This is a genomic window from Streptomyces sp. NPDC041940 (assembly GCF_055589465.1).
The window spans coordinates 34,909-56,067 of sequence record NZ_JBVJBP010000026.1 but is presented as its reverse complement, the minus strand read 5'-3'; the positions used below and the strand labels follow the sequence as shown (position 1 = coordinate 56,067).

General features: G+C 72.1%; 17 protein-coding genes and 1 pseudogene. 9 read left to right on the top strand and 9 right to left on the bottom strand.

Annotation, left to right across the window (positions count from 1 at the left end):
• Positions 1 to 167 precede the first annotated feature (167 nt).
• A complete protein-coding gene (locus ACZ6I3_RS33490) occupies positions 168 to 1,370 on the bottom strand; it encodes a DUF5685 family protein (protein WP_469419798.1) in 1,203 nt (400 codons plus the stop codon).
• Positions 1,371 to 1,658: 288 nt separating this feature from the next.
• Between ACZ6I3_RS33490 and ACZ6I3_RS33485 the strand changes: the two genes are divergently transcribed.
• The gene (locus ACZ6I3_RS33485) at positions 1,659 to 2,096 is read left to right on the top strand and encodes a cell division protein SepF (protein WP_184597617.1); all 438 of its coding nucleotides are present in this window, start codon (positions 1,659 to 1,661) and stop codon (positions 2,094 to 2,096) included.
• Positions 2,097 to 2,147: 51 nt separating this feature from the next.
• Here the strand turns inward: ACZ6I3_RS33485 and ACZ6I3_RS33480 are convergent, their stop codons facing one another.
• The gene (locus ACZ6I3_RS33480; protein WP_469419796.1) at positions 2,148 to 3,338 is read right to left on the bottom strand and encodes an acyl-CoA dehydrogenase family protein; all 1,191 of its coding nucleotides are present in this window, start codon (positions 3,336 to 3,338) and stop codon (positions 2,148 to 2,150) included.
• A gap of 135 nt (positions 3,339 to 3,473) precedes the next feature.
• Positions 3,474 to 5,081 carry an MFS transporter gene (locus ACZ6I3_RS33475; protein ID WP_469419794.1) on the bottom strand — a complete coding sequence of 536 codons (1,608 nt, stop codon included), beginning with the start codon at positions 5,079 to 5,081 and terminating at the stop codon, positions 3,474 to 3,476.
• Between the two features lie 274 nt (positions 5,082 to 5,355).
• Between ACZ6I3_RS33475 and ACZ6I3_RS33470 the strand changes: the two genes are divergently transcribed.
• Positions 5,356 to 6,588, top strand: coding sequence for a glycosyltransferase family 39 protein (locus tag ACZ6I3_RS33470; protein WP_469419792.1), 1,233 nt, complete (start codon positions 5,356 to 5,358; stop codon positions 6,586 to 6,588).
• Between the two features lie 227 nt (positions 6,589 to 6,815).
• Positions 6,816 to 7,799, top strand: a complete 984-nt coding sequence (locus ACZ6I3_RS33465; RefSeq protein WP_469419790.1) for a phosphatase PAP2 family protein — start codon at positions 6,816 to 6,818, stop codon at positions 7,797 to 7,799.
• A 60-nt stretch (positions 7,800 to 7,859) separates the two neighbouring features.
• Here ACZ6I3_RS33465 and ACZ6I3_RS33460 read toward each other — a convergent pair whose 3' ends face one another.
• On the bottom strand, positions 7,860 to 8,075 hold the full coding sequence (locus tag ACZ6I3_RS33460) for an I78 family peptidase inhibitor (protein WP_382498034.1): 216 nt from the start codon (positions 8,073 to 8,075) through the stop codon (positions 7,860 to 7,862).
• A 404-nt stretch (positions 8,076 to 8,479) separates the two neighbouring features.
• On the opposite strand from ACZ6I3_RS33460, the pseudogene ctaD reads away from it, so the two are divergent.
• Positions 8,480 to 10,051 (top strand): annotated as a pseudogene (gene ctaD / locus ACZ6I3_RS33455) (aa3-type cytochrome oxidase subunit I); the annotation flags it as partial.
• On the opposite strand, the gene ACZ6I3_RS33450 reads toward ctaD, so the two are convergent.
• The 3 genes from ACZ6I3_RS33450 to ACZ6I3_RS33440 all read right to left on the bottom strand — a co-directional run bounded on the left by ACZ6I3_RS33450 (position 10,050) and on the right by ACZ6I3_RS33440 (position 12,987).
• Complete coding sequence (locus tag ACZ6I3_RS33450) at positions 10,050 to 11,090, bottom strand: helix-turn-helix transcriptional regulator (protein WP_469419788.1); 1,041 nt, start codon at positions 11,088 to 11,090, stop codon at positions 10,050 to 10,052. The pseudogene ctaD and the gene ACZ6I3_RS33450 overlap by 2 nt on opposite strands.
• Positions 11,091 to 11,162: 72 nt before the next feature.
• Entirely contained in the window at positions 11,163 to 12,449 is a 1,287-nt protein-coding gene (locus ACZ6I3_RS33445) for an ABC transporter substrate-binding protein (RefSeq protein ID WP_469419786.1), read from the bottom strand.
• Complete coding sequence (locus ACZ6I3_RS33440) at positions 12,424 to 12,987, bottom strand: MTB12 C-terminal domain-containing protein (RefSeq protein WP_469419785.1); 564 nt, start codon at positions 12,985 to 12,987, stop codon at positions 12,424 to 12,426. The genes ACZ6I3_RS33445 and ACZ6I3_RS33440 overlap by 26 nt, the downstream gene beginning before the upstream one ends.
• Before the next feature lie 139 nt (positions 12,988 to 13,126).
• Here ACZ6I3_RS33440 and ACZ6I3_RS33435 point away from each other — a divergent pair, with 139 nt between their 5' ends.
• The 3 genes from ACZ6I3_RS33435 to ACZ6I3_RS33425 are packed head-to-tail and all read left to right on the top strand — an operon-like array spanning position 13,127 to position 17,088.
• Positions 13,127 to 13,612, top strand: coding sequence for a hypothetical protein (locus ACZ6I3_RS33435; protein ID WP_469419783.1), 486 nt, complete (start codon positions 13,127 to 13,129; stop codon positions 13,610 to 13,612).
• A gap of 9 nt (positions 13,613 to 13,621) precedes the next feature.
• A complete protein-coding gene (locus ACZ6I3_RS33430) occupies positions 13,622 to 16,450 on the top strand; it encodes an ABC transporter permease subunit (RefSeq protein ID WP_469419781.1) in 2,829 nt (942 codons plus the stop codon).
• Positions 16,447 to 17,088 (top strand): ATP-binding cassette domain-containing protein, encoded by a 642-nt coding sequence (locus ACZ6I3_RS33425; protein WP_469419779.1) that lies wholly within the window; start codon positions 16,447 to 16,449, stop codon positions 17,086 to 17,088. Before ACZ6I3_RS33430 ends, ACZ6I3_RS33425 begins: the two co-directional genes overlap by 4 nt.
• A gap of 86 nt (positions 17,089 to 17,174) precedes the next feature.
• On the opposite strand, the gene ACZ6I3_RS33420 is transcribed toward ACZ6I3_RS33425, so the two are convergent.
• Entirely contained in the window at positions 17,175 to 17,813 is a 639-nt protein-coding gene (locus ACZ6I3_RS33420; RefSeq protein WP_469419777.1) for a LysM peptidoglycan-binding domain-containing protein, read from the bottom strand.
• 541 nt (positions 17,814 to 18,354) lie between these two features.
• Here ACZ6I3_RS33420 and ACZ6I3_RS33415 point away from each other — a divergent pair.
• Positions 18,355 to 19,137, top strand: coding sequence for a hypothetical protein (locus ACZ6I3_RS33415; protein WP_469419775.1), 783 nt, complete (start codon positions 18,355 to 18,357; stop codon positions 19,135 to 19,137).
• Positions 19,138 to 19,223: 86 nt separating this feature from the next.
• Positions 19,224 to 19,613, top strand: a complete 390-nt coding sequence (locus ACZ6I3_RS33410) for a hypothetical protein (RefSeq protein ID WP_469419773.1) — start codon at positions 19,224 to 19,226, stop codon at positions 19,611 to 19,613.
• A gap of 17 nt (positions 19,614 to 19,630) precedes the next feature.
• Here ACZ6I3_RS33410 and der read toward each other — a convergent pair whose 3' ends face one another.
• On the bottom strand, positions 19,631 to 21,112 hold the full coding sequence (gene der, locus ACZ6I3_RS33405; protein WP_469419772.1) for a ribosome biogenesis GTPase Der: 1,482 nt from the start codon (positions 21,110 to 21,112) through the stop codon (positions 19,631 to 19,633).
• Positions 21,113 to 21,159 lie beyond the last annotated feature (47 nt).

Genomic DNA, 21,159 nt, shown 5'->3' with positions numbered 1-21,159 from the left:
ACACGACCCATGGCAAGCCGTCGTCCTGGATCACCGCCCGGAAAGTCAGCTCGGTCCGCCAGGACCCGGGGATGTCCGGAAGGTGACCGTCCGGACAGTCCTCCAGCCTGGGGGTGCCCCCAAGCCGTTCATGGAGCCCACCCGTCCACGGCCGTCCCGCAGGTACCTCAGCAGCTGCAGCCGCAGTCGCAGCCGTCGCAGCCGCAGTTGTCACAGCAGTTGCCGCAACAGTCGCAGCAGCTGCAGCAGTCCCCGCATCCGCTGCAGTCGCAGTTGCCGCACTGCCCTTCCTTGCGCTCGCCCGTCCACGGGTCCTGGTACGTGCCGCAGCACATCTGACACGTGCAGGCGAGTCCGAGCCACACCGCGCACCCGGTGAGCAGCCCGCGCCGGTTGCCGCGCGACGGCTCCGGCGGCGGGGCGCCGGGACCGCCCGGCGCTCCGGTACCGGGCGGCGCGTAGGGGCCGGCCGCCTCGGGAGCGGCGGTGTGAGCACAGGCGGCCGTGCCGAAGGCGCGGTCGACGGAGGTGCGCAGCTCGTGCACGAGGAGCCGGTGCACCAGCCGCCCGTCGGTGAACTCCGCCTCCCGCAGCGCCAGCCGGATGCCGTGCACCGCGTCGTCGGCGAGCCGCCGGGCCTCCAGGAGAGAGGTGCCGGTCGCGGTGATCGGGTTCCAGGCACCTGACGCGGCGTCAGTATGCCGGTCCTCCACGGCGTCCAGGAGGTGGGCGAGGCGCCCGAAGAGGCGTCCGGCCTCGGCGAGCGGCCCGGCGTTGCGCGGCCGGCCGGCGAGGACCGCGGTGTGCGCGAAGGCGGCGGCGGTCGCGGTCTCGGTCGGTTCGGTCACCGTGAGGATCGGCGTCCCGGGCCCGGCGAGCGCCTCGATACCGCCCTGCCGGTCCACGGCATCGACCAGGACGGCCGTGTCGAACCCGACGGCGGAACCGGTCCGCGCCCCGGCGCGGTCCCAGCCCTTCGCGACCCGGCGCGCGGCGCGCGCAACCGGCGCCCGGGCCAGCAGCCCGTCACCGTCGGCGACATGGTCGCGCACCTTGGCGGAGGCGAGCACCAGCGACACGGCCGCCGCGAGCCGCGCTCCCTCACCGTGCGCGACGGACGCGGTGCGCATCCCGCGCAGCGGACAGGGACCCGCCGTACGCCGTCCCACACCACTCGACGCGCTGTTCGCGAGACCCGTCTGAGCCTCCGTCAATACAGAGACGAGAAGCCCGTCATAGTTCGTCACGATGCGCGCGAGCTGCCCATGGTCCCCGCGCAACGCGAGACACAGCCCACACAAATGCGCCATCCACTGGGCGGTGAGACTCTCACCGAGCCGATGCCGACAGGGCCTGACCATTCCGAACACGACGTCCCCCGCGCTCCGTACGACGTTTGAGCGCCGCATAGTATCGGCCAACCCGTTCACCCGTACGCACGGTCCATCACCCAAACGCCGTGAAGAATCATATTTCACTCACAGTCAGCAGTCGTTTACGACAAGGCCCTTGGGAAACACGGACTCTCGACGGAATCGCTGTGCACCAGTACCGTCACAAACCCCCCGTGCGGCGTCTATCCACTTGGCGCGCCATCCGCATCATGGACGACCATAGGGATGCGGAAAGCAGAAAGACCGCTGTGAGAGGAGGCGTCCATGGGATCGGTACGCAAGGCAAGTGCCTGGCTTGGCCTCGTCGACGACAACGAAGACGAGCGTTACTACGACGACGACTACTCCGACGGGACCGAGTCCGGGGAGGCCTGGGTCACCGATCCGCGTGTCAAGGTGGCCTCGGACGTCGCCGAGGAGAGAGGCCGCCGCATCGGCACGGTGACCCCGGACAGCTTCCGGGACGCCCGCGCCATCGGCGAGCTGTTCCGCGAGGGCGTGCCGGTCATCATGAACCTCACGGCCATGGACGCCGCCGACGCCAAGCGCGTGGTCGACTTCGCGGCCGGGCTGATCTTCGGCCTGCGGGGTTCGATCGAGCGGGTGTCGACGCGCGTGTTCCTGCTGACCCCCGCCAACACGGAGATCGTCAACGGCGACCCGGCCGGGCACCGCACGGACGGCTTCTTCAACCAGAGCTGAGGCAGGGCCGCTCACCGGCCCTGCCCCCGCGCAGGGTTCACCGGACGGCGTCTAACGGAAGGCGTCGAGTCCGGTGAGCGCCTTGCCCAGCACGAGCTGGTGCATCTCGACGGTGCCCTCGTAGGTGAGCACCGATTCGAGGTTGGTCGCGTGCCGCATCACGGGGTATTCGAGCGAGATCCCGTTGGCGCCGAGAATGGTGCGGGCCGTGCGGCAGATCTCGATGGCTTCCCGTACGTTGTTGAGCTTGCCGAAGCTGACCTGCTCGGGACGCAGGCGGCCGGCGTCCATACGCCGCCCCAGATGATGGGCGAGCAGAATCCCCTTGTGCAGTTCGACCGCCATGTCGGCGAGTTTGGCCTGGGTGAGCTGGAAGCCGCCGATGGGCCGCCCGAACTGCTCCCGCGACTTCGCGTAGTCGACCGCGGCCTCGAACGAACTGCGGGCCGCGCCCATGGCGCCCCAGACGATTCCGTACCGGGCGTGGGACAGACAGCTGAGCGGTCCGCGCAGGCCGGTGACCTCAGGCAGTACGGCGTCGGCGGGCAGTCGTACGTCGTCGAGGACGAGTTCGCTGGTCACCGAGGCGCGCAGGGACCACTTGTGCTTGATCTCCGGCGCGGAGAACCCGCTGCTGCCGGCCGGCACGACGAACCCTCGGATCCCGTCCTCGGTCTGCGCCCACACGACGGCGACACCGGCGACCGAGCCGTTGGTGATCCACATCTTGCGCCCGTTGAGCACCCAGTCGGAGCCGTCGCGCTTGGCGTACGTCCGCATGCCGGCGGGGTCGGAGCCGTGATCGGGCTCGGTGAGCCCGAAGCACCCGATGACCTCGCCGGAGGCCATACGGGGCAGCCATTCCCGCTTCTGCGCCTCACTCCCGAACCGGTGGATCGCGTACATGGCGAGGGAGCCCTGCACGGAGACCAGGGAACGGATGCCGGAGTCGGCGGCCTCCAGCTCCAGACAGGCGAGCCCGTACTGCACTGCGGAGGCACCGGCGCACCCGTACCCGCTCAGCGACATCCCGAGCGCGCCGAGCCCCCCGAGTTCCCTTGCCAGCTCCCTGATCCCGGGCAGCTCCCCCTTCTCGTACCAGTCGGCCACATACGGCAGCACCCGGTCCGCGGCCCAGGCCCTGACGGTGTCCCTGATGCCGAGGTCCTCCGGATCCAGCAGGTCGTCTAGGCCGAGGGGATCGGCGGGGTCGAAGGGGGGCAGCTTGGACGACACGGACATGACGACACCCTCCGAGGCTTCTTTAACTAGCACCGCTAACCAAGACGCTACGACGCCTGCCCACCCCCGCACCACCCCCACGGGCGACCTCGGCCGTTCACTCGGACGGTCACGGGCAGTGCGTCGATGGGCGAACTACACGGAGACGCGTGACTCCGCGGCGTCCCTCTGTGCGGGTACCTCCACCGCACCCGCCTCCTCCTCGCACTGCATGGTCCGCGGCAACCGCAACGCCATCACCGCGCCGAGGAGCAGCAACCCCGCACTCACCAGCAGCGTCACATGCAGCCCGTGCACGAACGCGTCCCGGGCGGCATGCCGCAGCGCGGCCCCGGCCGACCCGCCCAGCTGCGCGGCAACCTCGTAGGCCTCCCCCAGCGAATGCCCCGCCGAGGAGGACGCCGACTCCGGCACCCCCGACACACCCGACAGTCCAGGCGCGTACGCCGCGTTCATCACGCTGCCGAGCAGCGCGATCCCGATCCCCGCCCCGAGCTGGTACGACGTCTCGCCGATCGCCGCCGCCCCACCCGCCTGCTCCTGCGGCGCCTCGCTCAGCATCGACTCGTACGCCCCGAACAGCGTCGTCTCCAGCCCGAAGCCCAGCAGCACGAACGCGGCCAGCATCAGCGGCCAGTCGTCCGTCCGGCCCAGCGCCGTCAGCAGCACCACCGCGAACGCGGTGAGGCAGAACCCGACGCTCACCATCCGCCGCGGCCCGAACCGCCGCAGCATCCGCGCACCGGCCAGCCCGGCCGCCATCGCGGCGAACGTCAGCGGCAGCAGCCGCAGCCCCGTCTCCAGGGGCGACAGCCCGAGCACCAGCTGGAGGTACTGCGCCGCGATCAGCTCGAGACCGACCAGGGCGAGCATCGCCAGCACGATGCAGCCGACGGACGTACTGAACGCCGGGCGCGCGAACATCTTCAGATCGACCAGCGGATACGCACGCCGCCGCTGCCGCCGCACGAACGCCACCAGCAGCCCCGCGCCCGCCACCAACGGCAGCACGGTGAGCAGGCTCTCCACCGGCTCCCCGCCGCCGAGTCTCTTGACGCCCAGCACCATGCCGAACAGCCCGGCCGCCGCCATCAGGGCGCCGACGACGTCCCAGGGACCCGTGCCGTCGCCCTTCGACTCGGGCAGCAGCAGCCGCCCCACCGGAAGACTGACCAGCATCAACGGAATGTTGACGAGAAAGACCGAACCCCACCAGAAGTGCTCCAGCAGGAAGCCGCCCAGCAGCGGCCCGACCGCCGCTCCCACCGCGGCCACGGCGCTCCAGATGCCGATCGCGAGCGCCCGCTCGCGCCTGTCCGGGAAGACCTGGCGCAGGATCGACAGGGTCGCGGGCATGATCATCGCGCCGCCCACACCGAGCAGCGCCCGCGCCACGATCAGTACCGGGGCGTTGTCCGCCAGGGCCGCCATCCCGGAGGCCACGCCGAACAGCGCGTACCCGAGGAGCAGGACCCTTCGGCGGCCGACGCGGTCGCCCAGCGTGCCGAACAGGATCAGCAGCGAGGCGCAGACCAGCGGGTAGATGTCGACGATCCAGAGCAGCTCGATGCCGCCGGGCCTCAGATCCTCGGTGACGGCGGGGACGGCCACGTGGAGCACGGTGGCGTCCACGGCGACCAGCAGCAGGCTGACGCAGAGGACGACGAGAACCACCCAGCGGTTGGCACCGGCCCCGGCCGCCCGACGGCGCAGCGCAGCGGCAGCCGTGGTCGTCCCGGACATGTACGTACCTCCCAGATGTTCCCTCGCGATCGGCGGGCTCACGGGGTGGGGGACGCCCCCGCGACTCGGCCGGAGAGGAGCGGTGGTCTCCGGCCCGCGCAAACGAAAAGCGAGTGACACGTCAGCGTACGCGAGTACCCGCCGGAGCCTAGTGGCGGACCTCTCACAGTTCCGGCGGAAAGATGTGGCGTACGCCACTCCCCCGCCGCTCCCCTCTGCCTCGACCACGCCCCGGCCGGCCGCCCGGTTCCGCCCCGGGTCGATAATCGGGCCCGTGACCGATCTCGAGACGCGCGTGACCCCGTCGTTCCGCGCCGGGGCGCTGCGCCGGGCGGCCCCGGCGCTGCTGGGGTACGCGGCCGTGCGCGCCCTGGGCCTCGTCGCCCTGGCCGGGTGGAGCGCGGCCCGGGACAAGAGCGCGTACACGCTGCTGACCGCTCGCTGGGACGCGCTCTGGTACACCAGGGTCGCCGAGCTCGGCTACGGCTACGAGGTGCGCCTGGCGAACGGGGACGTGCACTCCAATCTCGCGTTCTTCCCGCTGCTGCCGTGGCTGGAGCGGCTGGTGGCGGCGGTGTCCCCGCTGTCGTACGCGGACGGGGGTTTCCTGGTCAGTCTGCTCGCCTCGCTCGCCGCGGCCTGGGGGATCTTCGCGGTGGCCGATCACGTGTACGGCCGCCGGGCCGGGGTGTGCGCGGTGCTGCTGTGGGCGGTCCTCCCGGTCGGGATCGTGCAGTCGATGGCGTACAGCGAGTCCCTGTTCACAGCGCTCGCCGCGTGGGCGCTGTACGCGGTCCTGACCGGCCGCTGGCCGGTGGCGGGCACGCTGGCCCTGCTGGCCGGGCTGACCCGTCCGGTGGGGATGGCGGTGGTGGCGGCGGTGTGGGTGACGGCCCTGGCCTCTTTCGTGCGGGACCGACGCGCGAGCGAGCCGGACGGCGCACCGATCACGCCAAGCGCCCCCACTCCCGCCCTCGCTTCCGCCCCCACCCCCCTCTACGCCTCGTCCGACGCCTCTCGCGTCCTCGGCATGCTGCTGGCCCCCCTCGGCACCGCCGGCTACGTGCTGTGGGTCGGCCACCACACCGGCAAGGGGCCGCTCGGCTATCTCGACGTACAGGCCGGGTGGCGCAACGGCTTCGACGGCGGCTATGCCTTCGCCCGGTTCGTCGCCGAAAAGTTCGCGTCGTTCCCCTCGGCCCTGGCCGGCGTCGGGCTGATCGTCGGGGTCGCGTCAGTCATCTGGCTGTATGTGGTCGGGGTACGTCAGCGCCAGCCGCTGCCGCTGCTGGTCTACACCGGGGTCGTCACCGCGCTCGCGCTCTGCGCGTCGAGCTACTTCGGCTCGAAACCGCGCCTGCTGGTGCCCGCCTTCCCCCTGTTGCTGCCCCTCGCTCTGGCCCTGGCCCGACTGCGTACGCGCAGGTCAGCGCTGGTGCTCGGGTCCGTCGCCGTGGCCTCCGCGGTGTACGGGGCGTTCTGGCTGAACGGCTCCGGTCCGCCCTGACCCGCTGTGAGCGCCGGGGGAATTCCGCGCCATGCCCCGGTGAACGAATTCAAAAGCGCAATAAAACCCCCATCCGGAATGATCAAAGGAATTGAAGGCCGCAGCGGCCGCCGATTGCAGATTCGGTGGAAATAAACCTCCTCCTGAGAGGAATCCCACATCACATCGTCATCACAAAGCCGTTGATTCGCCCGGGATCAGAGCTCACTCGCTGTAACGTCGATTGGGTGCGTACCGAACCGAAGCTCACCCGTCTGGACCGGGTGTTCGCCCGGCTGGATCGTGAGCCGGAACGACCCGCCCACATCGATGTGCCGAAGATGAGCAGGCACCGCATCGTGCTCGTCGCCGCCACCGCGGCGTTCTACGGCGCGATCGTGTGGGCTGTGGTGATCACGTCCTGGCTGGTCCGGCTCGACTGGCAGGTCATGTTCTTCCGGCCGTACCAGCAGTGGTCGGAGATCCACTGGTTCGTCGACTACTACGTGGTGCTCGGCCAGCGCGGCCCGACCGCGGTGATGGTCTCGGCCTGGCTGGGCTGGCGCTCCTGGCGGCAGCACACCCTGCGTCCGCTGCTCGCCCTCGGGGTCTCCCTGCTGCTGCTGAACATCACGGTCGGCGCCGCCAAGTACGGCATGGGCCGCCTGGGGCCGCACTACGCGACCGTGATCGGCTCCAACGAGATGTGGCGCGGCGGCGATATATTTCCGAGCGGTCACACCGCCAACGCCGTGGTGACCTGGGGAATCCTGGCCTACCTGGCGTCCACCGCGAGAGCGCAGCGCTGGCTGTCCGCCCTGTCCGCCGTGACCTCGCTCGGCGTCGGACTGGCCACCGTCTACCTCGGGACGCACTGGCTGAGCGATGTCCTCCTCGGCTGGGTCGCGGGCCTGCTGATCATGCTCGCCCTGCCGTGGTTCGAGCCACTGATCGCCCGTGCCGAGGCCAGGATCTTCGAGCTGCGCGACCGCTGGCGGTCCCGCCGGAGCAGTACGGCTGCCGTACCGGCCAGCGCGCCGCCCGTGGCGGTCACGCCGCTGCCCGCCGACCGGGACGACGTCGCGGCCCGTTCGCCCCGGGCCCCGGCCTACCTGGCCCCGGGTCCGCACACGGCCCGCTCGGAGCGCACCCCGGTCAGCCCGGCCGGTAGCCGCCGCCCGCAGCACCCGGAGCGGCACCCGCGGGGCTCGGCCTCCTCGGCCCACCCCTGACACGACCCCTGGCACACGAGGGCCCCGGTTCCGGAGCGGAACCGGGGCCCTCGCCGTGTCTCAGCCCTTCCAGGCGCGCGCCACGCGGCCGCCCTTCACCTCGAAGTTCAGCCGTCCCACGCGGTACTCCATCGTGATGATCGCCCCCGGCGGCAACGAGCGCACCGTCGGCCAGCCGCGCTCACGCGCGAGGTGTTCGGCCCGGTCGGCCGGCAGGCCGACATAGGTGTCCGGGCTGTCGTCGGGTTCCGCGGAAGGTGTCGGAATCGGTGCCATGCCGCCACGCTACCTCCGGTGGCTGTCCGGCCCCGGTCACACTTCTGTCACAAGATCACGACAGTGGTTTCCGGCGATGTCCGTCACACGGACGAGCGGTTCCCTAGGCCTTCTGTATGCCTTCCGCGGGCATTCGATCGTAATTCCCGCGTGTCACACGAGCTCGTGGAAAAGCCCGGCGGAAAGTTCCGGGAGAAGTACCCCCGGAGCCCCATTCCATTCCGGCGCCGCCATCGGTCGGGCCGAGCCGGCGCCGCACGGGAAATGCGTGGATCGGGCACGGAGAGGCCGATACGCCCCTGTCGGAGCGCGCGATGACCCGAGCATCATGACGTGAGCTCGCGGGCAGTGCGGCGCGGGCTTCGGCGGGCCCGGTGCGCGATGAGCGAAGGGGCGAACGAGCGATGGGGACGCAGACCGTACAGGCGACGGCGCGGCCCGCGCCGAGGAAGCGGCACGGGCGGGTGGTGGTCGACTGGCTGACGACGACGGACCACAAGAAGATCGGCCATCTCTACCTGATCACGTCGTTCCTCTTCTTCCTGGTCGCCGGTGTGATGGCGCTGCTGATGCGCGCCGAACTGGCCCGCCCGGGACTCCAGATCATCGACAACACCCAGTTCAACCAGGCGTTCACGCTGCACGGCACGATCATGCTGCTGCTGTTCGCGACGCCCACCTTCGCGGGCTTCGCCAACGAGCTGATGCCGCTCCAGATCGGCGCGCCCGACGTCGCCTTCCCCCGGCTGAACATGCTCTCGTACTGGCTGTTCCTGTTCGGCGGGCTGATCGTGCTCGGCTCGCTGCTGGTGCCCTCGGGTCCGGCGGACTTCGGCTGGACCGCCTACGCCCCGCTCAACAGCCTGGAGCGCACTCCGGGCCTCGGAGCCGATCTGTGGATCATGGGGCTGGCGCTGTCCGGCTTCGGCACGATCCTCGGCGCGGTCAACTTCATCACCACCATCATCGGGATGCGCGCCCCCGGTATGACGATGTTCCGGATGCCGATCTTCGTCTGGAACACGCTGTTCACGTCGATCCTGATCCTGATGGCGTTCCCGGTGCTGGCGGCGGCGCTGCTGGTGCTGGAGGCCGACCGGCGGTTCGGCGCGCAGGTCTTCGACGCGGCCAACGGCGGGGCGATCCTGTGGCAGCACCTGTTCTGGTTCTTCGGGCATCCCGAGGTGTACATCATCGCGCTGCCGTTCTTCGGGATCATCACGGAGATCATCCCGGTCTTCAGCCGCAAGCCGATGTTCGGCTATCTGACGCTGGTCGGCGCGACGATGGCGATCACGGGCCTCTCGGTGGTGGTGTGGGCGCACCACATGTTCGTCACGGGCGCGGTGCTGCTGCCGTTCTTCTCCTTCATGAGCTTCCTGATCGCGGTGCCGACGGGCGTGAAGTTCTTCAACTGGACCGGCACGATGCTCAAGGGCTCACTGTCCTTCGAGACCCCGATGCTGTGGGCGACGGGGTTCCTGGTGACGTTCCTGTTCGGCGGGCTGACCGGGGTGATCCTGGCGTCGCCTCCGATGGACTTCCAGGTGACGGACTCGTACTTCGTGGTCGCGCACTTCCACTACGTCGTCTTCGGCACCGTCGTCTTCGCGATCTTCGGCGGGTTCTACTTCTGGTGGCCCAAGTTCACCGGGAAGATGCTCGACGAACGGCTCGGCAAGATCCAGTTCTGGGTGCTCTTCGTCGGCTTCCACACCACGTTCCTGGTGCAGCACTGGCTGGGCGCCGAGGGCATGCCCCGCCGGTACGCGGACTACCTCGCCGCGGACGGGTTCACCGCGCTCAACACCGTCTCGACGATCGGGGCGTTCCTGCTCGGCATGTCGACGCTGCCGTTCCTCTACAACGTGTGGAAGACCGCGAAGTACGGCGAGAAGGTCGAGGTCGACGACCCCTGGGGCTACGGCCGCTCCCTGGAGTGGGCCACCTCCTGCCCGCCGCCCCGGCACAACTTCACGGCGCTGCCCCGGATCCGGTCCGAGTCGCCGGCGTTCGACCTGCACCATCCGGAGTACGCGGCGGTGACTGCGCAGCCCGAGCCAAAGCGCCATCAAGCCGGTCGCGAGTCCTCCTGATCGCCTCGATCAGCTCCACCGGCTCCAGCACCTCGAACTCGAAGCCCAGCATCATCACGTGGATGACCATCACGTCGAGGCTGCCGGCGCCGCAGCGCAGCAGGCAGCTGTCGGGGCCCTCGGCCTCCAGTACCCCGGCGGACGGCGAGATGTGCTCGGCGGCCTCCTCCAGGGACACCAGGAGCCGCACCACGGCGTGGGTGGCGTACGCGCGCGTGGAGACGCCCTGGGAGACATAGGCGGCCAGGTCCTCGGCGGGCGGCTCGCGCGGTACGAAGCGGGGGCCGTGCGGCGGCTTGGGCGTGACGCGGTCCACGCGGAAGGTGCGCCAGTCCTCCCGCTCCAGGTCCCAGGCGACCAGGTACCAACGGCGCTCGGTGCACACCAGGCGGTGCGGTTCGACGCTGCGGCGGCTGGGGGTGCCGTCGTGGCCGCGGTACTCGAAGCGCAGCCGCTCGGCGTCCCGGCAGAGGTGGGCCAGTTCGGTGAGCACGGCGGGGTCGACCGAGGAGGGCAGCGTGCTGCGCAGCATCGGCACGGTGAACGCGTTGAGGGCGCCCACCCGGCGGCGCAGCCGGTTCGGCAGCACCTGTTCCAGCTTGGCGAGGGCCCGTACCGAGGTCTCGCCGATGCCCTCGATGCCCTGTCCGGCGGCCGTGCGCAGCCCGACCGCCACGGCCACGGCCTCGTCGTCGTCCAGCAGCAGCGGCGGCAGTTCGGCACCGGCGCCCAGCTGGTAACCGCCGCCCGTGCCGGGGCTGGCGTTGACCGGGTAGCCGAGCTCGCGCAGCCGGTCGACGTCGCGGCGCAGGGTGCGGGCGCTGACGCCGAGCCGCTCGGACAGGTCGGCGCCGGACCACTCGCGGTGGGCCTGGAGCAGGGACAGCAGACGCAGCAGGCGTGCCGAGGTCTCCAACATGGGGCGAGTCTGCCAGCCCTTGCGGACAGCCACTGTCCTCAAGGCCCTGCTGTTCTCCAAGCCCTGCTGTTCTCAAGGCTCATACGCCAGTTGCGGTACGTCGAAGCAGGTGCGGTTCATATCGCCCTGGCCGACCCAGCCCTCGCCGTCCTGCCAGCGGGCCACCGACAGGCAGGTCTCGCGGGTCTTCGGAGGCTCGGCGAGCCGCCGGAACTCGACGGGCAGGAGCAGTCCGCCCGCCGTGTAGCCCTGGCTTCGGTTCATGTAGCCGTCGACGCACGCGCGCGTGATGCCCGTCTTCGCGCAGGACGTCGCCGCGTCGGTGAACCAGCGTGCGGCGGCCCATCCCTCCAGCTGCCACTGGGAGTGCGTCTCCAGACCTTTCGTCGCCTCACGGAACTCCCGTACGGCCGGATGGCCGGTGTCGTCGAAGTCGCGGCTCGCGCCGGTCGCCCAGAGGGCGTTGCGGCAGCGCGGGGCGTCCTCGTAGTCGTCGGGGACGGTGGACGTCCAGTTCTGCACGTTGGTCACCTTGGCGGTGACGTCGGCACCGACCTGGTCCATGGCCTGGCAGAGCCGGGCGTTGCCGTGCGAGTCGATGGCGTCGAAGACCAGGTCGGCGCCCTGTTCCTTCAGATCGGCGGCGACGGCGCGGAAGTTGGGCAGGGCGAAGTCGACCTGCTCGGTGACGACCTCGTAGCCCTCGGCGCGCAGGCCCCGCTCGACGAGCCGGGCGTAGGCGGCGGACGCGGACTGGTTGTAGGAGACGACGGCGGCGGTACGGGCGCCGTGCTCCCGTTTGAAGTAGCGGTAGACCTCGGTGCCCCCGTACAGCTTGCCGTCCCAGCCGGTGGTGCCGTCGCGGGGCGCGAGGCTGCCGTAGATGCCGTAGAGGTGCGGGTACGTGTCGTAGGCGCCGCCGATGGGCTGGCCGCCGATGTCGGGCACGCGCGCGCGGGAGACGCGGGAGGCGCCCGCGTAGTCCAGGGCGGTGGTGGCGACCAGTGCCACGACGTCGTCCTCCTCGACGAGCTTGTGGACGCACTCGTTGTTGCCGACTCCGCTGCCGCCGTCGTCGCACAGGCGCACCTCGACGCGGCGGCCGTCGATGCCGCCGCGCGCGTTGAGCCGGTCGAACCAGGCCTTGGCGCCGTCGCGCGGGCCGGTGAAGGCGCTGCCGCCGACCGGGCTGGTGGCGCTGGTGATGATGCCGACCCGCAGGGGCGCGGAGTCCCGGGGCGCCGGGGAGCGGTCGTCACGCTCGAAGTCGCTCTCCGGGAGCCGGCTGCCGCAGGCCGCGCTCAGGGCGAGCAGCAGCACCGCGGCGAGGATCTCAGCAGCCCGGGACCGGCGACCCATTGCCGCTCATCTGCACCAGCGAGCACAGCGTCTTGACGGACACCTTCCAGGTGCCGTCCTGCTCGACGGCTGTCCCGGAGGCGTCCGGCAGGGCGGTGGCCCCCTTCAGAGTGAGCGTGTACGTCACGTCCGCCCCGGTCGCCGAGGTGAACTCGACCTTGGTGACCTGCGCCTCGACCTGGCCGCCGCGTTCGTCACCGCTGAAGGCCTGCAGCACCGGGCCCATCCGGTCGCCGTTCTCCAGGACGGCCTGCTTGTCCTCGGTCGAGGTCCCCGGGTCGAAGAACGTCTCCCAGTTCTGCTTGATCTCCTTCTCGGCCGCGGTCCGGTCCGCCGGCGCGCTCGCCGGGGCGCTCGTGGTCCGCTCCGCGGTCGGTGTGGGCGGTGTGCTCTCGCTGCCGCCGCCGCTGTCGTCACTGCACGCCGCGAGGGCCGGGGCGAGGGCCAGGACCAGGGCGGCCGCGATCGCCGTACCCCGTCCCGCGGCTCGCGGGCCCTCTGTCGCTCCACCCCGCTTGAGGACGCTGCCGAGAACCATCTGGCTCACCACCGGGTGTCGGTCCGGGCCATGTGCGCCCGGTGCTTTCAGGGTCAGCTTCCACAGGGCATAGTGCAAGCGATCGCCGGACTTGAACAGGCAGCCAGCACACAGCCGAACCGACGTGTGGGAGCCAGCGATGCGGACAAGCCGACTGCGGACCGTGTATCCCGTCCTGTGGGCCGGCTGGGCCGCCCTGGCCGCCGGCGCGGTGCTGTGCGTCGTCGGCTGGTACGGCGTCTCCGGCGAGCGCTTCGCGGAACGGCAGCTCCCCTACCTGGCCTCCTGCACGGTCCCCGGCGCGGCGCTGATCGTCTCCGGGGCGGTGCTGCTGGCCCACGGCCGGGGCTCGATCGCCGCCGCGCGCGTGGAGGAGCTGTACGGCCTGCTGGTGGCCGCCGGACCCGACGGCCCCGAGGGGCGCGCCGAGGACGGGCAGGCGTCCCTCGCGCCGCTCGCGGTCAGCGGCGAGCATCTGATGGTGCCGGGCGGCACGCTGTGGCACCGCGCGGACTGTCCGCTGGTCGCGGGCAGGGCGGAGGCGGTCCCGGTCGACTCCGCGCTGGTGGCGAGCGGTGAACTGGGCCCCTGCCCGATCTGCGAGCCCACCGGCGAAACCGACTGAGCCCGGCCGATGTCCTCGCTGACGTACGACCTCACCCTGGCCGGTCTCTCGGTCGGCAGCGCGGCGGCGCTGACCGGGATCGGCCTGATCGTGACGTACCGCGCGACCGGCGTGCTCAACTTCGCGCACGGCGCGATCGCGATGGTGTGCGCGTATGTGCTGCGGCAGTGCGTGGTCGAGTGGGGCTGGCCGCTGTGGCTCGGGGCCACGGTGACCCTGCTGGTGCTGGCCCCGGGGCTGGGGGTCGTACTGGAACGGTTCGTCTTCCGGCCGCTGGCCGTCCTCGGGGGCGACCCGGCGCAGACGCTGGTGGCGTCCATCGGGGTGTTCGTGCTGCTGGTGGGCGGGGCGGCGCTGCTGTGGGGGCAGGGGGCGCGGGAGGACGCGCCGGAGCTGGTGCCGGACGAGCCGTGGGGGCAGCTGGCGGTGGTGCTGGTGCTGGCCGCCGGGGTCGCGGTGGTGGTCCGCCGGACGCGGTTCGGGCGGGAGCTGCGGGCCGTGGTCGACGACCGGCAGCTCGCCGTGCTGGGCGGCATCGACGCGGACCGGGTCGCGGCGGCGGGCTGGGCGTTCGGCTCCTTCACTGCGGGCCTGACGGGCGTGCTGCTGGCGCCGTACGTGCGTCTCGACCCGTACGGGCTGCCGCTGCTCGTGATGGAGGTCGTGGCGGTCGCGGTGGCCGCGCGGATGCGGAGCCTGCCGGTCGCGGTGGTGGTGGCGCTGGCCATCGGGGTGGCGCAGAGCCAGCTGACGCGGCTGCATCCGTCGGGCTGGGGCGAGCCGCTGCTCCAGGCCGTCGGCACGAACCTGTTCGTCGTCGCGCTGCTGATCGCGGCCCTGGTGCTGCCGGGCGTGGGCACCCGGGACGCGCTGCCGCGCACCGCCACCGCCCGGGTCCCGACACCGCCCGGCGCGTGGATCGTGGCGGCCGTGCTGTTCCTGCTGCCGCTGGGCCTGGCCGGCCGGGACCTGCACACCTCGGTCCAGGTGCCGGCGCTGGCCGTGATCCTGCTGTCCCTGGTGGTGGTCACCGGCCGGGGCGGCCAGATCTCGCTGGGCCAGGCGGCGTACGCGGGTCTGGGCGCCCTGTTCACCGCGCTGCTGGCGGCCGGCCGCTTCCCGGGGCTGCCCCGGCTGCCGGAGCTGGCGGCCCTGGCGGTGGCGGTCGTCCTGGTGGCGCCGCTCGGGCTGCTCACCGGCTGGCCGGCGATCGGCCGCCGGGGCCTGGCGCTGGCGCTCGCGACCTTCGCGGTCGGTGTGGGGGTGAGCCGCTTCGTCTTCGCCCAGCCGTACGCCACGTCGGGCCTGTCGCTGGGCCGCCCGGCGGGCTTCGACGGGGACCGTGCCTACTACGTCCTGGAGCTGCTCCTGCTGGCGGTCGCGCTGCTGGCGACGCACGCCCTGCGCCGGGGGCGGACGGGCCGGGCCCTCGCGGCCATGCGGGACCACGAGCGGGGCGCGCAGGCGGCGGGCGTCCGGGTGCCGTCCCTCAAGCTGCTGGCCTTCGTGGCGGGCGCCGCGCTCGCCGCGCTGGGCGGCGGCATGCTCGGCATGGGCCTGCGCGCCTTCGACGCAGCCGCCTACGACCCGGTGCGCGGCCTGCTGTGGTTCGCGGCGGTCGTGGTGCTCGGCGCTGACAGCACCCTGGGCGCCCTCGCCGCCGCGGCCCTCCTGGTCGGCCTGGACGCGGGCACCCGGGGCGGGGTCGCCGCGGCGCTGATCGGCGTCCTGGCGATCCTCGTGGGCCGCTTCCCCGGCGGCCCCTACGAGGCCGTGCGCACGGCGGCGGAACGCCTGCGGTTGCGGCGCGCACCGGCTCTGACACCGGCGGGGGTGCGTGCCCGCGCGCTGCTGCGTCCGGCAGGACCGCGGGAGGCCCGGAGGACACCGGTGCCGGCGGGGGCGACGGGTGTGGCGCGAGGAGCCGGGCCGGAGGCGGCGGAGGGGGGACAGGGCGCCGGGGCCGGCGACGGCGGAAGGGCATCGCACGCCGCCGGCACGGACGCGGACAGCCGGCGCTCCGCTCTCGCACCCCCGGCCCGGCAGCCGCCCGGGACACCGGAGCGCCCGCCCCCGGGTACACCGGGCGCCTCCCGGACCGGGCCCGCCACGGCGGTGTCCACCGCCCCGGCCACCACCGTCTCCCCTCTCCTCACCGCCCGTCACCTCCAGGCCCGCTACGGCGGCTTCACCGCCCTCGACGGCGTCGATCTGGACCTCTCCCCCGGCCGGATCACCGCCGTCGTGGGCCCCAACGGGGCCGGGAAGAGCACCCTGTTCCACTGTCTGGCCGGGACGCTGCGCCCCGCGCGCGGGACCGTGCGGCTCGGCGGGCGGGACATCACCGCGCTGCCCGCTCATGCCCGGACCCGGCTCGGTGTCGCACGGACGTTCCAGCAACTGGCCGTCTTCCCGTCGCTGACCGTGGCCGAGAACGTCCGGGTGGGCGCCGAGCAGGGCCGGGTGACCGACCCGGGCGCGGTGGAGCGGACGCTCAGGCTGCTCGGGCTGGACGGGCCGGTGCGGGCCCTGCCCGCCGCCGGGCTGCCCACCGGGACACTGCGCCGCGTGGAGCTGGCCCGGGTCCTCGCGGGCGGCCCCCGCGTGCTGCTGCTCGACGAGCCCGCCGCCGGCCTGGACAGCGCCGAAGTGGCCGCCCTGGCCCGGGTCCTGAAGGCCCTGGCCGCCGACGGCACGGCCCTGCTCGTCGTCGAGCACGACCTGGACCTGGTCGCGGGCCTCGCCGATGTCGTGCACGTGATGACCGCGGGCCGGATCGTCGCCTCCGGTCCGCCCGGGCGCGTCCTGGACGCCCTGGCAACAGGGGCAGGCCGATGACGACGGTCTCCCTGCGCCACGCGCGCGTGCGCTACGGCCCCCTGGAGGCCCTGCACGGCGTCACCCTCGCGGCGCCCGGCCCCGGGCTCACCGTCCTGCTGGGCCGCAACGGCTCCGGCCGCACGACCGTCCTGCGTGCGCTGGCCGGCACCGTGCCCCTGTCGGGCGGGGCGGTGGTGTGGGACGGCGCCGACGTGACCCGCGTACCGGCGTACGAGCGGGCCCGGCGCGGGCTGTGCCTGGTGCCGGAGCGGCAGGCCGTGTTCGGCTCGCTGAGCGTGCGCGAGAACCTCGGGCTCGCCGCCCCGGACCACGCCCCGGCCCTCGACGCCTATCCGCAGCTGCGTCCACTCCTTGAGCGGCGCGCCGGCACCCTCTCCGGAGGGGAGCAGCGCATGCTCGCCCTGTCCCGGGCCTTGCTGGCACGCGCGCGCGTGGTGCTCGTCGACGAGCCCGCCCAGGGCATGTCGCCCGCGGTCGCGGCCCGGACGTACGAGCTGCTGAGCGCGCTCGACGCGTGCGTGGTGATGGCCGAGCAGCGGCTGCCGCCCGATCTGCGGGACCGGCCCGCCCTCGTCTACGAACTGCGCCGCGGGGCGGTCGTGTTCGCCGGGGAGGCGGGCGAGCTCGGGCGATGACCGAGGGCCGGCGCCCGGCACGGCAAGGTCCCGCCCGGTCGAGCGACCGGACGGGACCCCGTGTCCCGGCGAGGGGGAGCAGCGGCTCAGATGTCGAGACGCAGGCCGGGCACAATCATGTTCGGGTCACCGCCGATGGCTGACTTGTTGGCGGCGTAGAGGCGCTGCCAGGTGGTCCCGTGCCGGGCGGCGACGCCGCTCAGGGTGTCGCCCTCGCGGACGGTGTAGTCGCCGCGGGACGTGCTGCGGTTCGGGTGTGGTGCGGAACGCTCCGGCGCCTTCCACTGCTTCTGCGGAGCGGGCTTGGAGGTGACCGGGTCGGCGGCGGAAGCCGCGGGTGCGCTTCCGCTCGCCCCGGCGCGAGCCGAGCAGGTCGGCCAGGCGCCCCAGCCCTGGGCGCGCTGGACCTTGGTGGCGACGGCGATCTGCTGGGACTTGCTCGCCTGGTCGGCGGTGGCCGCGTAGGCCGTGCCGCCGTAGGCGCTCCAGGTCGAGGGGGCGAACTGGAGTCCGCCGTAGTAGCCGTTGCCGGTGTTGATGTGCCAGTTGCCGCCGCTCTCGCACTGGGCGATGCGGTCCCACACTCCGCTGTCAGCCGCCGCGGCGTTGCCGGTCGCCGCCAGCAGTCCGAGGGGGGCGAGCAACGCCGCCCCGGCGAGGACCGCCGTCGTACGAACCGGGTTCTTCCGAGCGGTTTCGCGGGTGATATCGGCACATTCGGACATGTAGTTCCCTCTCGAAACACCCGGGGTCCCCCAAGGCGGAACGCCACTCCCCGCGCCATGGGGCACGTGGGTCGCGCTCGCCCCGTCCGCCGGTGGTGGTGCTGCGCGGTTCCGGAGAACCGTGCGGCCGGCGGACGTACCCGAGCGGTGCTCGCTGCACACGGCGGAGGAATCTAAAGAGTTGACGGCCTGTCATCAACCGGCGGGCCGTCACTCCAGGCCAGTTCACCGATACTTCGGGTAACGGCAATTTCAGGACACCCACTTCATTCCTGGATTTCGTGATTTGTCGACCAACCACCTTGGTGACGTGTGACCCACCTCACCACTTCAACGCCCTTTACAAACACGGGACTTGACCGTGAGTGCGCGATTCCGTGCCGAACGTGACCCTGCGCGCCGGTTGGTTCGATTCCGTTCGCCCTGGGGCGTGACTCCCGCCACAGATCGCCCGTTGTCTTCTTCATGAGCCGGGGCCTACCCGGACCACGGGCCGGGAGCCACCCGGCTTTGCCACGCACCACCCCCGAGGGAGCCCCCCGTGCCGCGCATGCTCGACGTCAGCGACGAGGTACGCGCCGAGATCGGCGACGAAGAAGCAGACCGACTGCTCGCCGGAGAGACCGCCCCGGGCAGTTACGACTGCACGTCCTGCCGCACCCCGGGCGACTCCGAGCAGGAGCGCACCAGCACCGTCCTCTTCATCGGGGACGAGACCGCCGTCCTCGCCTTCGCCCACTCCGGCTGCCTGCCTTCGCAGGTCGTCCAGGTGACCGAGGAGCAGCTCCGGGGCGCCGTGAAGTCCATCGCCGGCGACACCGGCGGCATGGTGTCCGACCAGACGGCGCCCCAGCCGGCGGTGCTCGGCGTGACCAGCGGGCTCGTCCTGATCGCCGGAGAGCTGCACCCGGCCCTGGTGGTGGAGCCGACCGCGCCCGTCGCCCGGCCCGGCGCCACCGGCTCGGACGACGACTTCCTGCCGCTGCTCCTCGAGCAGGGCTTCATGCCGCTGACCGAGCTGTCCGCCGTACCGCCGGTGCTGCACGGCTGGTCGGTGCTGCTCGCCGTGGGCCAGCTGCACGCGGTGCTCCAGCCCGGCAGCAACGGCGGACAGCCGGTGGCCTGGTGGCAGGCGCACCAGCCGCTCCAGGTGACCGACCCCTGGCGCGCGGCCGCCAACAAGCACCAGCAGGTGCTGATGTTCGCCGCGCCCGTCGGCTCGATCGGCCATCAGCCGCGCGAGGACCTGATGCGGGACGCCCTGGACAAGGCGGCGGCGACCGGAAAGCTGGTCGGCGCGGCCCTGCCGTTGGCCGGCATCTGAGCCCGCGGGTCACCCGCTCGGCCCGCACACCCGCGAAAGCCGTACGCGGGCCGCATCCCTTGACCCGCGGGGTCGTTTGGACATACGTGCACGCATACGACGTTTCACGCCGCCAGTCCTACTCGTCGATCCCCTCCGCGCGGTCGGCCCAGGACTCCCAGGGCGGCCCATCGGCCACGCCGATCTACGACGCGCTCTACGCCGAGTACGTCAAGTCCTTCCGCGCACTGCCCGGCGACCGCAGCGGCGAGGAAAAGCTGGGGTTCACCGCCTTCGGGACCATTCCGCACAGTACGGGCTCGTACAGCCATTCGTACGGCAGCTCGTACAGTGCGTACAGCGCGGGGGCCCAGAGCGCCCGGCATGCCGCCGCACAGCAGCCGCACTGGCAGCGCGTCGGGACCGTCAGCGCACACGGCACGGCGATGCACTATGTGCCGGCGGCTCTGCCGCCGGTACCACGAAGCGGCGTCTGAGCGAGCACCGTTTCGCGCTACTTCTTCTTCGCGCCGCGCTTCTCGCGCACCCGCACCGAGATGTGGATCGGCGTGCCCTCGAAGCCGAACTCCTCGCGCAGCCGGCGCTCGATGAAGCGCCGGTAGCCCGCCTCGATGAAGCCGGAGGCGAACAGCACGAACCGCGGCGGCTTGGTGCCCGCCTGCGTGCCGAACAGGATGCGCGGCTGCTTGCCGCCCCGGACCGGGTGCGGGTGGGCGGCGACCAGCTCACCGAGGAAGGCGTTCAGCCGGCCCGTCGGGACCCGGGTCTCCCAGCCCGCCAGGGCCGTCTCGATCGCCGGGACCAGCTTCTCCATGTGCCGCCCGGTGCGCGCCGAGACGTTCACCCGCGGGGCCCACGCCACCTGGCCGAGCTCGGTCTCGATCTCCCGCTCCAGGTAGTAGCGGCGCTCCTCGTCGAGGGTGTCCCACTTGTTGAAGGCGACGACGATCGCGCGGCCCGCCTCCACGGCCATGGTGACGATCCGCTGGTCCTGCACCGAGATCGACTCGGCGGCGTCGATGAGGATGACGGCGACCTCCGCCTTCTCGACGGCGGCGGCCGTGCGCAGCGAGGCGTAGTAGTCGGCGCCCTGCTGGAGGTGGACGCGCTTGCGGATACCCGCCGTGTCGACGAACTTCCAGGTGACGCCGCCGAGTTCGATCAGCTCGTCGACCGGGTCACGGGTGGTGCCCGCCAGCTCGTTGACGACGACGCGCTCCTCGTTGGCCACCTTGTTGAGGAGCGAGGACTTGCCGACGTTGGGACGGCCGATGAGCGCGATCCGGCGGGGGCCGCCGACGGCCGTGCCGAAGCTCTGCTCGGGGGCCTCCGGCAGGGCCTCCAGGACGGCGTCCAGCATGTCGCCGGTGCCACGGCCGTGCAGCGAGGAGACCGGGTGCGGCTCGCCGATACCGAGGGACCACAGAGCGGTCGCGTCGGCCTCGCCGCTCGGGCCGTCGACCTTGTTGGCGCACAGCACCACGGGCTTGTTGGCCTTGCGGAGCAGCCGGACGACGGCCTCGTCGGTGTCGGTGACGCCGACCTTGGCGTCCACGACGAACACGACGGCGTCGGCGGCCTCGATGGCGTACTCGGCCTGGGCGGCCACGGAGGCGTCGATGCCGAGGACGTCCTGCTCCCAGCCGCCGGTGTCGACGACCTTGAAGCGGCGGCCCGCCCACTCGGCCTCGTACGTCACACGGTCGCGGGTGACGCCCGGCTTGTCCTCGACGACCGCCTCACGGCGTCCGATGATGCGGTTCACGAGAGTCGACTTGCCGACATTGGGCCGGCCGACCACGGCGAGCACCGGCAGCGGGCCGTGCCCGGCCTCCTCGATCGCGCCCTCGACGTCCTCGGGGTCGAAGCCCTCCACCGCGGCGAGCTCCATGAACTCCGCGTACTCGACGTCGCCGAGCGCCCCGTGGTCGTGCTCGTGCGGGGCCGAGCCGTCGGGCTGGATGTGGTCGTTCATGAAGTCCGTACCTCGTCGTTCATCTTGGTGGTCGGTGGAGTACCCGC